Origin of the sequence: Marinomonas shanghaiensis (assembly GCF_003259175.1) — a bacterium.
GTDB classification, from domain to species: Bacteria; Pseudomonadota; Gammaproteobacteria; order Pseudomonadales; family Marinomonadaceae; genus Marinomonas; species Marinomonas shanghaiensis.
Window position 1 is genome coordinate 89,698 of sequence record NZ_QGOK01000020.1, and the last position, 13,057, is coordinate 102,754.

Here is a 13,057-nt window from a genome sequence, read left to right on the forward strand (position 1 = left end):
GCGCCTCTATTTCGCTTGGTCGGCTACAACAGAAGGCTTTTCACCCACCTTGTAGACTTCTTTTATTTCGTAAGTTTGGGTATCTCGTGTGACGTTGAAGTATTTACGACAACCCGCCCCATGCACCCACAGTTCGTGATGAATGCCACGCGGATTAGCGCGAAAATACATAAACTCACCCCATTCTTTATCGGTGCAAGCATCGGGATCTAATGGACGGGCGATATGTGCCTGACCCGCCACATGAAACTCTTCTTCTTCACGGTATTCGCAACAATACGGGCAATAAATATGAAACATAGTATTTCTCTCCTAATTCGGTCTTCGCCCGCTTAATGTGCTACGCCAGCCGCGCCGTGTTCATCCACCAGCGCGCCATTATGAAAGCGGAACATAGAAAAAGGTTTTGCTAATGGATGCATTTCGCCTTTCGCCAAAGACGCAGCAAACACATGACCCGAACCCGGTGTCGCTTTAAACCCGCCCGTTCCCCAACCACAGTTGAAAAACAAATTCTTCACAGGCGTCTCGCTGATAATCGGACAGGCATCCGGACAAGTGTCGACGATGCCGCCCCACTGGCGATTCATGCGCACACGACTGAAAACGGGAAACATTTCAACAATCGCCTGAATCGTGTGCTCAATAGTGGAATAAGAACCACGCTGACCATAGCCGTTGTAACTGTCGATCCCAGCCCCGATCACCAAATCGCCTTTGTCCGATTGCGACGCGTATCCATGTACTTGGTTCGACATCACCACCGTATCGAGGATTGGCTTGATGGGTTCTGATACCAAAGCTTGTAGAGGATGAGATTCTAGCGGCAATTCAAAGCCCGCCATTTTGGCCAATACGCTGGAGTTCCCTGCGACGACACAACCCACTCGGTCGGCACGAATTTCGCCATAACGGGCAGTACGCACACCAACAACGGTGCCATCTTCGATAATGAGATCTTCCACTTCTGTTTGCTGGATCAGATCCACACCATGAGCATCAGCACCGCGGGCAAAGCCCCACGCCACCGCATCATGACGCGCCACACCCGCACGAGGTTGCCACGATGCTCCCAACACTGGGTAACGTGCACGATCAGAACAGTCCAGCACGGGGACAATTTCTTTGACTTGCTGCGTGTCTAACACTTCACCATCGATGCCATTTAAACGGTTGGCATTCACGCGACGTTGAATGTCGCGCATGTCTTGCAAGGTGTGGCCTAAGTTCAAGCAACCACGTTGTGAAAACATCACGTTGTAGTTCAAGTCCTGCGACAGACCTTCCCACAGCTTCATTGCGTGCTCATACAAATGCGCTGCTTCATCCCACAGATAATTAGAACGGACGATCGTGGTGTTTCGCGCCGTATTACCGCCACCCAAGAATCCTTTTTCAATCACGGCCACATTCGTCACACCAAACTCTTTTGCCAAATAATAGGCCGTCGCCAAACCATGTCCGCCACCGCCTACGATAATGACATCGTATTTCTTTTTCGGGGTCGGATTACGCCACACCCGCTGCCAATTTTCATGATGGCTAAAACTGTGCTTTAACAACCCAAAGCCTGAATAATGCTGCATCAGATCAGCTCCTTATGTGGACAAAAAAATGTGATGAATGAACGCGCATTAACCACCTGTTGCGACTGATGATAAAGACAATGATTTCTTATCTAATGCTTGGAAGCGTCCAGCGAATGACAAATTACGACAGAGAGCATGACGGCTTTGGATAGGGCCATAAACTAGATGGGGTTATGATTTAATAGTTCATTCTTATCGAAAGCCGAAGACCCCCATTTGACGAGTCCCCCAACCTATAAACTAACGTTCATAATAGTACTTTGTTCGAAAGCCGCGTTTACACACAAATCACTCTCATATCAGTCAATCACTCTTAGAAACCTCAGAAGCATCACGAAAAATCAATTTGGCAAGAGAGATAAACAACCTCAATGACACAATACCAAGTCAAATTACTAAGCTATTTCCAGCAGATAACCCAATAGAATTGCATTAACTAAATCTAGATTTTGCCATCAAGCCGAACGACTTCGATATAACGCTGCATGCTCAAGGCCATACTCGCCAGCGAGCTCCTGCATGACTTGCGCACCTTCAAGCATTTCTGGTGGTTTACCATAAGCTAAGACACGTATCTCATCGCCAGTTTCTAGGCAAATAACAGACATATTCACCTTACGATAACCATCGGGCGCCGTGATTCTTTCCAGCATATCCATTTCCACTAAAACATCGTCTGATACCTCAAACACCTGCCCTCTGACGTGATGCCCCTCGCCTGCTTGCAATACCAACCAAGGTGAAAAACGCTGACCCACAAGATACAAAGGGAAACGTTCTTTGGTTTTAAAATCACCGCGATAACGAATACCCTTATTGGTTCCAAAGTTAGGAAACCCTTCTTTTAACGTCCCAAAGACAAAAATTTTGTGCATGTCGTCATACTCCAACAAAAAACATTAATCTGCATCAATATACTTAGGCTTCCGTTTAGCCTAAAGCGTAACCTGCCCCATCAACCAGTTAGAGAATGCCGCTATTCTGGGATCTTGGTTCGGGTCGTCAAGCGTTAATAAAGCATAGTTATACCCTGTCGGCTGCATGCCTAATGGCGCAATGAGACGTTGTGTTTGTAGATCATCAGCAACCAAGGGCGTAGAGCCAATAGATGCCGAAGTGATCCTGCGCGACTGTTTAAAATAATCAAGACGCTGAATCCGTTCGTAGTCCCACACTGACCGCTAAACCGGCGACCAAAAGAATCAGGGCAGCGATAGAGAAAACGCCAAGCGCTCCAGTGATATCATAGACAAGTCCGCCTGCTGCGGCGCCCATGGCAATAGCCACTTGAATGGTAGCGACCATCAATCCGCCGCCACTTTCCGCTTCATCAGGAACACTGCGTGTAATCCACGTCGACCAAGCAACAGGGACACCGCCAAAAGCCATTCCCCAAATGACGACAAACAGTGCTGTGGGCACAACGCCTTCGAAGCTCACCATGCCAAGGCCTGCTAAGCCCATCGCCAGCGGCATAAGAGCCAAGGTGAGACGCAATGATCGGCCGATTAAGCTGCCGGCTAGGTGGGTACCAATAAAGTTAGCGATACCAAAGCCTAGCAGAATACCCGAAATACCAGCGGTTGCGACTCCAGTGACGTTTTCGAGAAAAGGTCGGACATAGGTAAATAAGGCGAAATGCCCCGTAAAAATCAGCACTAACACAAATAATCCAAACTTCATTCGTGGACGATTCATCACTGCGATAAGGGTGCCTAATGTTGCTCTTCCTCGCGGCGGTATGCTAGGTAAAGTGGCAAATTGGACAACAAGCGTCAGAACGCCAAGCAAAGATGCCAGTAAAAAAACATCACGCCAACCGATCAGGCCACCAAGATAACTGCCCAGGGGAGCGGCAAAAATCGTCGCTGCTGATACCCCACTAAACATAATAGCCAAGGCGCGCGGTACATTGCTTTCAGGCACCAAACGTATAACCGTTGCGGCAGCCATGGTCCAGAAACCACCCAGCGCAATACCAAGCAGCACACGACCAGCAAGCAACAAAATGAAATTCGGAGCAAACGCCACCAACACATTCGAAATAATGAGCAACACCGAAAATCCTAGCAAGACATATCGTCTATCGATCTTGCGGGTAACGGTGGCGGTCAAAAGGCTAGCCACTACCGCAAAAATCGCTGTAGCAGAAACCGCCTGACCCGCCATACCTTCGGTGATAAAAAGGTCGGATGCCATGGGCGTTAAAAGGCTGGCAGGCAAAAACTCTGCTGTAACCAAACCGAAAACACCTAATGTCATGGCAATTACCGCCCCCCAAGCAGGCACCTCTTGTACCATGTCTGGAGAGCCATTTACTGTATTCATCATCAAAAGTCCTCTTAAAATCAATGCATGTATAATGCTGATAGAATAATATGGACAAGCCAGACGATATATACCAGTATGTCTTAAATTCATACCATATCGTCCGGAGCACTATGTCACCCTCTCACTCTCATCACACAACCAACGGCCCCCATTACGATATGGTAAATGAGCTTTTATCTGGCGTGCGTCTCAGAGGACTTGAGTACAGACGAGTTGAAATTTCCGCGCCATTTGGGCTTCGATTTGGTGAAGAGTCAGATAAAAAATTAGCCTACTTTCATTTTATCGGACAAGGCTCGGCTCTTCTGCGAACTCGAAATGGTACTGTGCAACAACTGGCTTGCGGTGATGCCGTATTGATACCTTGTGCCGGAGCCCATGATCTTTACAGCGAGGAAGGCGTATCACTGTGCAGCATTGATACGTTTGAAACAGTCCCTTTGTGTGATGCCACATCGGAAATTAGTGCTTGCAACCTCGATATATGTCGGTCAAAAGACAACTTTATTTTCAGTTGTGCCATGGAGTTCGACTTAGGCTGGCTGCACCCATTAGCGCATTTGAAACCAGAAGTCATGCACATTGAAACCGTTCCTGATTATGACCCACAAATCCCTACTATTCTTGATGTGATGACCAAAGAGTTAATGGCCAAACGACCTGGGTATGGTGTCATTTTAACTCGACTTGCCGATGTGATTGCGGCCGCTATTTTGCGTCGTTGGGTTGAAAGTGGGTGCAATGTATGTGGCTGGGTTGAAGCGATGCGCGATGCAAAGTTGTCTCAAGTGTTATCCGCTCTGCATCGTGACCCTGGTCGACAATGGACCGTCGCAGACATGGCGCATGAAATGGGGGTATCGCGTTCTGTTTTTGCCGAACGTTTTACAGAACTCACCCATTCCACACCACAACAATACTTAAGCAATCTACGCATGCGCCTCGCCAGCCAATGGATCAGTCGAGACAACCTGCCTCTGGATGACATTGCCGATCGACTCGGCTATGGATCTGTCGCATCCTTTAGCCGAGCCTTTAAACGCATGACTGGCACCTCACCGGGTGCCATCAGAAATGGCATACTTCCCGAGTCTTGAGACGAAACTTAGGCACCTCACTGCGTCGCAAAAACATGTGCTCGCTCTGGGTCAAAGGACAAACTGATTGCCTCGCCTAGTGGAAAGACTTGATCCTGCCCAATGGCGGCAATGACTTTTTTGCCATCCGCGAGACTGACATCAATCACGGTTTCAGTTCCAAGACGTTCAGTTAATGACACCCGTCCATGAAGGCAACCCTTTACGTCACCATGCTGAGGTTGTAAGTATTGCGGACGAATACCCAGCTCCACCTTTTGCCCAACATTGACCACTTGCTCCACTCTTGGCAATACCACAGGGTCTAATACAGTGGACCCCAGCGTCATGCTATGGTCATCGATTGCCAATACATCAACGTCAATAAAGTTCATGGATGGCGAGCCTAAAAAGCCAGCTACGAAGCGATTTGCAGGGTGATGAAACAACTCCATTGGCGTGCCAATTTGCTGTACCTGCCCTTCTTTTAAAACAACAATTTTGTCCGCTAACGTCATGGCTTCTACTTGATCGTGCGTCACGTAGATCATGGTTGCAGCGAGCTTTTTATGAAGTTTGGCAATCTCCATGCGCATGTCCATTCGCAATGCCGCATCCAAATTCGACAGGGGTTCGTCGAACAAAAACACTTTGGGGTTGCGCACAATGGCGCGACCAATGGCAACACGCTGACGCTGTCCTCCCGACAGCTGGCTCGGACGACGCTCTAGAAGATGCTCCATTTGCAAAACTTTAGCGGCTTCGTTAACGCGTTGATCTTTTTCTTGCTTGGAAATGCCCGAGATCGTCAAACCAAAGGCCATATTTTCCCGCACCGTCATATGCGGAAAAATCGCATAAGATTGAAAAACCATGGCGATGCTTCGGTCTTTGGGCTGCAAGTGATTAACAATCTTGCCATCAATTGAAAGCGTGCCGTCTGTGATGTCTTCCAGGCCGGCAATCATGCGCAGCAAAGTGGATTTACCACAACCAGATGGTCCAACAAACACCGTAAACTCACCGTCTTTGATATCGATATCCACGCCTTTGATGATATCTGTTTTATCGTATCGCTTTACCAGCGCTTGTAGTGTCACATCGGCCATGAGTCGTTATCCTTTTTATTGTCTTTGACGATTAATAAACCTGCCGCATCCACCTCAATCGCCACTGGGTCAAGGATTTCGCCCACAAATCCATGCTGATTTTGATCGTGAAACCCTATGATGCAGTGGCCTTGCTCGGTTTCAAGGATTCGCGCCGCATAACGGTGACAAGGATTGTCGCCATCAAAGAAAGCACCGGGGGCAACCTGCCAAGGGCCTGTTGGGCTGTCCGCAACAAGATAATGGTTACCTGTGACGAACTTACCCGCCTGACTCTCCGCGTAAGCCTCGCTCCAATGTTGACTAGAGGTGCAAAATAAACAATACCAACGCTCACCAATCGCAAACACTTGTGGTACCTCTAATTGACCAAAATCCCCCACAAATACGGGCGCTTGTAACGTCCAGTCGTGTAAGTTGGTCGAGGTAGCAAAACCAATCGCACCGCCCGCATTGGCTTCATCAATACCAGGGGCTCTGGCGGTAAAAAACATCAACCAGCCATCGCCATTGGGATTCTTCATTACCCAAGGATCCCGCATGGCTCTATCATGCCAAAATCCCTTTTGATGCTGATGTTCATAATAAGCAGCGTTCTCACCCACTAAATCCAAACACAGACCATCACCCACACGTTGCCAATGGTGTAAATCCGTACTGGTAGCATGACCAATGCGCTGATACAGACTGTCTTCAGCCAAACAGGTTCCAGTGTAAAATAAATGGTACAAACCGGATTCGTCACACACGACACTTCCCGTCCACGTGGTGGAATCATCCCATGCGGGTGAAAGGGCTGGCGCAAAACAAGTACCATGATGCTGCCAATGAACAAGATCTGTCGACGTAGCGTGGCCTTGACTAACGTTTAAATGCCGTCTCTCTGGGTCGATTAACGCTTTGTCGGCTTTTAAAAAGTAGCCATGCCACGTATCCCCTTCGCGAAAATACCAGCTGTCCCAAATCCATTGATCTTTTAATGCTATTGTCATATTAACTCTCCTAAAAAATTAACCCTTGACGCCTGTTGAGGCAATGGACGCGATAAACGCTCGTTGCAATACCAGATAAAACGCCAAAACAGGCAAGGTAATCAGCGTTAGGTACGCCATGACCTCTCCCCATGCGGTATTGAGCTGGAAAAAATACTGTAGCCCGACTAATACGGGTCGATATTGTTCTTGCTGTGTCACCATGATGGGCCACAGATACTGGTTGTACATGACGAGAAATTTTAGAATCGCCGCCGTCGCAATAACGGGACCAGACAAAGGCATCACGATGCGCCAATACACCTGCCACCAACTACTGCCCTCAACACGCGCCGCTTCAATTAACTCTCGCGGTAAATCTTTAAAATATTGAGTAAACAAAAAAATCGTCAAACCATCGGCAATAAAAGGAATCACTTGTACTCGATAGGTATTCAACCACCCCCAAGTCAGGCCATCAAAGCCAATCCAAGGCAGTTTAGACACCATGAGCAACATAGGAATGGCGATGGTTTCAAAGGGTACGATCAAGGTCGCCAAAATGATTGAAAACGCCACGCTTTTTCCACGCCAGTTTAAATAGACAAAGGAAAAGCCTGCCATCGAGCAACAAAACAGACTCAGTACAACCGTCACTGCGGTGACTAAAAGCGAGTTCATCATGAAAAGAACGATGGGAGCGCGTTCAAAAGCGCCGTAATAATTCGCTAAACTGATCTCACCTACCGGTAAAAAAGCCCGTAGTGACGCCGTGTCCGCTAACAGTTGGTGGTCCGGTTTTAGCGAAGACACCAGCATAAAAATCAGCGGAAAAATAAACATCAAAGCAATCAACGACAGCAAGGTGTAACGCACTACTAAGCGAAGTCGATGATGATCTACTGAGGAATGAGACATTTATTTTTTCTCCCGTGTAAAGTGACGCTGAAGCAAAGAAATACTCAGCACAATGACAAACAACACCACAGAAATCGCCGATCCACCCGAGATATCTTGCTTGCCATAACCTCTCTCAACCGCTTGGAACACAATGGTTTGTGTGCTGTCCAACGGCCCACCATTGGTCATCACATCAATCTGAGCGAACAAGGCAAACGCTTGCATGGTAATCACGATCAACACCAAAACAGCGGTATTTTTAAGCCCTGGCCAAGTCACATAACGAAAAGTTTGCCAGCCAGAAGCGCCTTCTATTTTGGCGGCCTCGTACAGAGTCGGAGAAATGGTCTGCAAACCTGACAACCAAATCACCATGTGAAACCCAACTGCTTGCCAAATGGACATGGCCATAATAGACCCTAGTGCGGTATCTGGATTGCCCAGCCAATCCACTGGCGCAAGATGACCAAACGATACGCTGTGCAGTAGATTGTTGAGCAAGCCATTTTGACCGTCGTAGATAAAACGCCAAAGAATAGAAACCACCACAATGGACACCACCACGGGCATAAAGTAGATGGCCCGATACACATTGATGCCTTTCAGGCGCTGATTAATCAGCAAGGCAAGGGCTAAAGCGAATGCGCCTTGTAATGGCGCCACCACCAGCACAAAGAGAAAGGTGTTCACAACGGCTTTCATAAACACAGGATCACTCGCCAAAATAGCCACTTGTTTGTCCTGCCATTGCCATGAAAACCACTCTTTCATGCCTTGCAAATGCGGATAGTCTGGATTGTTTCGAGTAAACGTGCGTATGCGAGGATACGTCAGTGTACCGTCTGCGTTTTGCTTAAGCTCACCCGCCTCAGTACTCACAGGGTCGAGCACAAGGAGATTCACGCTTAACAATTGACGATAATTTTCAAAGCCGACAAATTGCGTTGGATTGGGCGAAATCAAACGTTGATTGGTCATGGAAAACACAATTGCAAACACAAATGGCACCACAATAAACAGCATCATCAAACCAAAGCCCGGCAAAGCAAACAGCCAGCCGCTGCGATTATGCTGGGTTAGAGACGAAGAATTTTTTTGCATAATTAAATTGCCTTTAAGACGATTAATCCATCATGGCGTCTGAAGAGCGTTCATTCAGAACACTCTTCAGAGCGCATTTCATCTTGCCTGAGACCTAGCAACGTAAGGCTTATAAGCAAAACGTACAGGTTTAGTGGCCATAACCAAGGTTCCGACGAATGTCCTGATTGATTTCATCTGCGGCATTGTCCAGCGTATCCACTACATCCGCGCCATCGGCGATATCCGCTAAGGCCTTTTCAAACACTTTAGCGGCCACCACATAACCCGGTGTTACAGGACGCAACACAGCCTGCTGTGCCGATAACTCAAAAAAAGTTGCCATGGGAGCACCTTGTCGATAATGCTCACTGGCTGCGGCGGCTGTTTTGGTTGGCGGGATTAACCCTATGGCATCCGAAAATGCCGTCATGTAGCGATCTTGTGTGGCAAACTGAATAAAGTCCGCCGCACCTTGCGGGTATGACGTGCTTGCTGAGACGCCAAATTGCCAACTGGCTGCACCAATTTTAGGACCATGACCGAAATCAGGGGCGGGCAAGAACAACACATCATCGCCAAACGCTTTTAGCATATTCAATGCCGTCCAATTGCCGTTCCATTGGATCGCATACTTGCCTTCCACTAAACCGGTTTCACGGTCCGCACTGTCTTGTGAGTTGCCTGGGCTATACCCTTTTTGAAATAACATTTGCCACCACTCGCCAAAGGCAATGGCCTCATCGCCGTTGAGAACGCCTTCGGCAGTTTGATAGCTCTCACGGTCAATAATGTCGCCACCAAAACTTTGCAAGAATGGGCTAAAGGCATAGGGAAACCATTCCCCTTTCCACGCCAAACCTGGGTCAAATGGATAATCGTATTTACCCGTCTGCTTTAACGTCGCCAACGCCGCATTAAACTCGGTTAACGTCCATGGCTGCGCTAATGTCGGAATACGGATATTAGCCTCCATTAGAGTCGACTTACGTGTAATCATCGCCACAGCGGCGTCCCATAATCCTAAAGAATAAAGCTGGCCATCCCAGTAACCCTTTGTGCCCGGCAAAAAGTCTTCTATTGCTGCACTATTGATATTCAAAGGCTGTAAATACCCCGCCCACGCCCAATTAGGCATAACCGGCCCGTCTACATCCAGAATGTCGGGTAAGTTACCCGCTAGAGCAGCGGCAATAACCGAATCGTTATAGGATTCTTGGGGAAAGCTTTGCAGCGCCACTTTCCAATTCGATTGGCTGGCGTTGAAGTCCGCCACAATTTGATCAATGATTTTTGCTTCTACTGGATTGCCTGCACCGTGATACCACAAGGACAATTCTGTCGCCGCAAAGCCATTGATAGAGCCCATGCTCAATAACGGAATAGTCGAAGCCAATAGTACGTTTTTCATTATTTTTGTTTTCATCGTTCACGTCTCCAAAGGGGTAACATTTAATGACATCGATGTCATTTTGGGGCATTTAAAAAGACACGAGTGTCTTTTTAAAATTAACAAGGGATAAAACCGCCTAGCCTACATCTCACCTAGCTAGACTGAGGCTGCACAGAGTGACGCCATACAACTGGGCTTGCAACATAGCTAGGCGTTGCCAATGATTGATACTGTTTCGTATCAATTTGTTTTAACAACAACTTTGCTGCCTCCATTCCAATCTCACGATACGCTAAATCCACAGTGGTTAAGGATGGATACAAGCTCTCCGTAATCGCCAAATAATTATCATATCCCGCTACGGATATATCTTCTGGAATTCGAACACCACGAGACCGCAGTATTCCATAAAGTTTCAATGCCATTTTGTCGTTACCACAACAAAGCACCGTAGGGGGATAAGACAAGGACAATAAATGATCAACCGCCCTCTCCAGTAAAACCTTGTTATCTACCTGTTCAAGCGTGTCAGCACAAACAATCAAAGCATCGTCGACCGCAATGTTTGCTTCTTGCAAAGCACGATAATAACCTTTTGTCCGCAAGTCTGTTGCGACCATGCTTTTATCAAGACTTAAGTACGCAATTCTACGATGACCCAATGAGAGAATCTGTTTTACTAGATGATACTGCCCCCATTCATCGTCCGGTATCACGGCAGGTGTTTGCTGAGAGTCAAAACAGTTTGCCAACACAATGGCCATGTCCTTACTCTGAACTGGCAAACTCACTTGCTGGTGATAATCTGCCACATAAATAATGCCTTCCACACGATGCTCTTGAAACGTCCGAATTAAATGCGCCACTCGCTGACTATCATCGCCCGTATCCGCGATTAATAAGGTTTTACTGGACGCTTGGATAACCGCTTGAATACCTTGCACAATGAACAAATCAGGCAACCCTGTTGGACCCGCTGTAGCATTGTGGGAGATTGCTCCCGTTATCACACCAATTAAGCCAGATTTATTAGAGCGCATGGCTCTTGCCGCGGTGCTGGGCACATAGCCTAACGTATCAATAGCAGCCTGCACCTTTAAACGCGTTGCTTCACCTACAGGTGCGTCGTTATTGAGCACTCTAGAAACCGTCTTAGGCGACACATTGGCTATTTTCGCAACATCGTAAATGGTGGACATGAATCATAAAACCTCAAATGACATCGATGTCATAATAGTTGCAAAAAACCATTTGTCAATAAAATTATCACCCACTAAACATTGAAACACCCAAAAAATGCACATTAGTGTGGATGATAAAACAGTTCGATAGAGTTCGTCACAAACGGCTGTTAGAATGGCTGTGTCTCATTTTTCACAAGGCTTAAATGCATGACTAGATTCATAAAGTACCGTTTTAACCGCATTTCTTTAGGCGGAGTCTGTGCCCTACTAATGACAGCATTTCTAATGGGATGCAGTGAACCACCAAAAATAGAAAGCGTTGAAGGCTATGCTCAAGGCACAACGTATCAAGTGCTTTTCTGGGCGGAAGATGGCACCCCAGCTAGCGAGGTACAAACTGAATTCGATATTACCCTTGCACAGATTGACAAAGAACTCTCTACCTACCGTTCGGATTCGTATATTTCCGAATTTAATGCCAATCCCTCTCTGGCATGGCAACCCGCTTCTCAGGATTTTATTGACCTAATCAAGATATCTAAAGACATTCACAAAAGCTCCGCTGGCTGTTATGACCCCACCGTTGGCCCACTGTTTGATTTGTGGGGATTTAAAAAAGCGACGCTTCATATTCCAACAAACGAAGAACTAGCAACGGTAAAAGCGGAGCTAGGCATAGATAAAATTGAAATAGACGATAACAGTAACCGTATTCGCAAAACACGGCCTTTTTTACAACTTGATTTTTCCTCCATGGGCGAAGGCTACACGATCGGCAAGCTAAGCGAAGTGCTAGAATCAAAAGGCTTCCAGAATTACATGGTACAATTTGGTGGTGATATGAAAGTAAAAGGCCACAAACCAAATGGCGACGAATGGCGCATCGCCATTCAACAACCCATTCCGTCAAAAGATGGTCTACCTAAAATCCATAAAATCATGACCGTAACCAACTACCAAGGCATCACGCTTGATACCTCTGGCACCTACAACCGCCACTTTGATGATAATGGCGTGGAATACTCTCATATTATCAACCCAAGCACAGGCAAACCGATCAAACATGATCTTGTCTCAGCGTCTGTCTTTGGAACCGATGGTAGAGTCAGTGACGCATGGGCAACCGCTATGTTATGCCTTGGCCCTGACGAAGGCGCCAAAATCGCCAAAAACGAAAACCTAGAAGTCTTCTTTATCGAAAGAAAACAAGACAAATTAATCGATTCCAGCAGCGCCGCCATGTTAAAAACAAACAAAGTTGAATTTGATTAAGCTGCTGCTTCAATAACATAAAAAAAACCAGTGACATAACCAACAGATCCCCAATAACTGAGCCTTTCGCTTATTGGGGATTTTTTATTTAAAAACACTGAGACACGCACTAGAGAAATAACAAGACACGCACTGTAAAAAATACTCATCCA

Annotated in this window: 13 protein-coding genes; 2 read left to right on the top strand and 11 right to left on the bottom strand. The window is 47.0% G+C overall.

Translation table 11 applies throughout. The annotated features are described in order from the left end of the window. Nucleotides 1-6: 6 nt before the first annotated feature. The 5 genes from DKT73_RS15890 to DKT73_RS15910 form a co-directional block, all read right to left on the bottom strand. Nucleotides 7-300, bottom strand: coding sequence for a sarcosine oxidase subunit delta (locus DKT73_RS15890; RefSeq protein ID WP_111639532.1), 294 nt, complete (start codon nucleotides 298-300; stop codon nucleotides 7-9). 32 nt (nucleotides 301-332) lie between these two features. Beyond that, nucleotides 333-1,586 carry a sarcosine oxidase subunit beta family protein gene (locus tag DKT73_RS15895; RefSeq protein ID WP_111639533.1) on the bottom strand — a complete coding sequence of 418 codons (1,254 nt, stop codon included), beginning with the start codon at nucleotides 1,584-1,586 and terminating at the stop codon, nucleotides 333-335. Nucleotides 1,587-2,044: 458 nt separating this feature from the next. Beyond that, the gene (locus DKT73_RS15900) at nucleotides 2,045-2,464 is read right to left on the bottom strand and encodes a gamma-glutamylcyclotransferase family protein (RefSeq protein WP_111639534.1); all 420 of its coding nucleotides are present in this window, start codon (nucleotides 2,462-2,464) and stop codon (nucleotides 2,045-2,047) included. Nucleotides 2,465-2,524: 60 nt separating this feature from the next. Next, nucleotides 2,525-2,764 (bottom strand): type 2 periplasmic-binding domain-containing protein, encoded by a 240-nt coding sequence (locus tag DKT73_RS15905; RefSeq protein WP_232827904.1) that lies wholly within the window; start codon nucleotides 2,762-2,764, stop codon nucleotides 2,525-2,527. Continuing rightward, nucleotides 2,733-3,920 carry an MFS transporter gene (locus DKT73_RS15910; RefSeq protein WP_111639535.1) on the bottom strand — a complete coding sequence of 396 codons (1,188 nt, stop codon included), beginning with the start codon at nucleotides 3,918-3,920 and terminating at the stop codon, nucleotides 2,733-2,735. The genes DKT73_RS15905 and DKT73_RS15910 overlap by 32 nt, the downstream gene beginning before the upstream one ends. A gap of 110 nt (nucleotides 3,921-4,030) precedes the next feature. On the opposite strand from DKT73_RS15910, the gene DKT73_RS15915 reads away from it, so the two are divergent. Next, the gene (locus DKT73_RS15915; protein ID WP_111639536.1) at nucleotides 4,031-5,017 is read left to right on the top strand and encodes an AraC family transcriptional regulator; all 987 of its coding nucleotides are present in this window, start codon (nucleotides 4,031-4,033) and stop codon (nucleotides 5,015-5,017) included. A gap of 17 nt (nucleotides 5,018-5,034) precedes the next feature. Here DKT73_RS15915 and DKT73_RS15920 read toward each other — a convergent pair whose 3' ends face one another. The 6 genes from DKT73_RS15920 to DKT73_RS15945 form a co-directional block, all read right to left on the bottom strand. Further along, nucleotides 5,035-6,105, bottom strand: a complete 1,071-nt coding sequence (locus tag DKT73_RS15920) for an ABC transporter ATP-binding protein (protein WP_111639537.1) — start codon at nucleotides 6,103-6,105, stop codon at nucleotides 5,035-5,037. After that, nucleotides 6,093-7,097, bottom strand: coding sequence for a glycoside hydrolase family 68 protein (locus DKT73_RS15925; protein WP_111639538.1), 1,005 nt, complete (start codon nucleotides 7,095-7,097; stop codon nucleotides 6,093-6,095). Before DKT73_RS15925 ends, DKT73_RS15920 begins: the two co-directional genes overlap by 13 nt. A gap of 18 nt (nucleotides 7,098-7,115) precedes the next feature. Continuing rightward, nucleotides 7,116-7,994: a carbohydrate ABC transporter permease gene (locus DKT73_RS15930; protein ID WP_111639539.1), complete on the bottom strand. Its 879-nt coding sequence runs from the start codon at nucleotides 7,992-7,994 to the stop codon at nucleotides 7,116-7,118. Then, nucleotides 7,995-9,077 (bottom strand): carbohydrate ABC transporter permease, encoded by a 1,083-nt coding sequence (locus DKT73_RS15935; protein ID WP_111639540.1) that lies wholly within the window; start codon nucleotides 9,075-9,077, stop codon nucleotides 7,995-7,997. 130 nt (nucleotides 9,078-9,207) lie between these two features. Next, nucleotides 9,208-10,482: a sugar ABC transporter substrate-binding protein gene (locus tag DKT73_RS15940; protein WP_111639541.1), complete on the bottom strand. Its 1,275-nt coding sequence runs from the start codon at nucleotides 10,480-10,482 to the stop codon at nucleotides 9,208-9,210. A 119-nt stretch (nucleotides 10,483-10,601) separates the two neighbouring features. Then, on the bottom strand, nucleotides 10,602-11,648 hold the full coding sequence (locus DKT73_RS15945) for a LacI family DNA-binding transcriptional regulator (RefSeq protein ID WP_111639542.1): 1,047 nt from the start codon (nucleotides 11,646-11,648) through the stop codon (nucleotides 10,602-10,604). A 192-nt stretch (nucleotides 11,649-11,840) separates the two neighbouring features. Between DKT73_RS15945 and DKT73_RS15950 the strand changes: the two genes are divergently transcribed. Next, entirely contained in the window at nucleotides 11,841-12,905 is a 1,065-nt protein-coding gene (locus DKT73_RS15950) for an FAD:protein FMN transferase (protein WP_111639543.1), read from the top strand. The last annotated feature ends 152 nt before the right edge of the window (nucleotides 12,906-13,057 follow it).

Excerpts from the sequence above, each read along its gene's own strand:
- DKT73_RS15890 (WP_111639532.1), bottom strand. The coding sequence starts at position 300 with ATGTTTCATATTTATTGCCCGTATTGTTGCGAATACCGTGAAGAAGAA.
- DKT73_RS15895 (WP_111639533.1), bottom strand. The coding sequence starts at position 1,586 with ATGCAGCATTATTCAGGCTTTGGGTTGTTAAAGCACAGTTTTAGCCAT.
- DKT73_RS15900 (WP_111639534.1), bottom strand. The coding sequence starts at position 2,464 with ATGCACAAAATTTTTGTCTTTGGGACGTTAAAAGAAGGGTTTCCTAAC.
- DKT73_RS15910 (WP_111639535.1), bottom strand. The coding sequence starts at position 3,920 with ATGATGAATACAGTAAATGGCTCTCCAGACATGGTACAAGAGGTGCCT.
- DKT73_RS15915 (WP_111639536.1), top strand. The coding sequence starts at position 4,031 with ATGTCACCCTCTCACTCTCATCACACAACCAACGGCCCCCATTACGAT.
- DKT73_RS15920 (WP_111639537.1), bottom strand. The coding sequence starts at position 6,105 with ATGGCCGATGTGACACTACAAGCGCTGGTAAAGCGATACGATAAAACA.
- DKT73_RS15925 (WP_111639538.1), bottom strand. The coding sequence starts at position 7,097 with ATGACAATAGCATTAAAAGATCAATGGATTTGGGACAGCTGGTATTTT.
- DKT73_RS15930 (WP_111639539.1), bottom strand. The coding sequence starts at position 7,994 with ATGTCTCATTCCTCAGTAGATCATCATCGACTTCGCTTAGTAGTGCGT.
- DKT73_RS15935 (WP_111639540.1), bottom strand. The coding sequence starts at position 9,077 with ATGCAAAAAAATTCTTCGTCTCTAACCCAGCATAATCGCAGCGGCTGG.
- DKT73_RS15940 (WP_111639541.1), bottom strand. The coding sequence starts at position 10,482 with ATGAAAACAAAAATAATGAAAAACGTACTATTGGCTTCGACTATTCCG.
- DKT73_RS15945 (WP_111639542.1), bottom strand. The coding sequence starts at position 11,648 with ATGTCCACCATTTACGATGTTGCGAAAATAGCCAATGTGTCGCCTAAG.
- DKT73_RS15950 (WP_111639543.1), top strand. The coding sequence starts at position 11,841 with ATGACTAGATTCATAAAGTACCGTTTTAACCGCATTTCTTTAGGCGGA.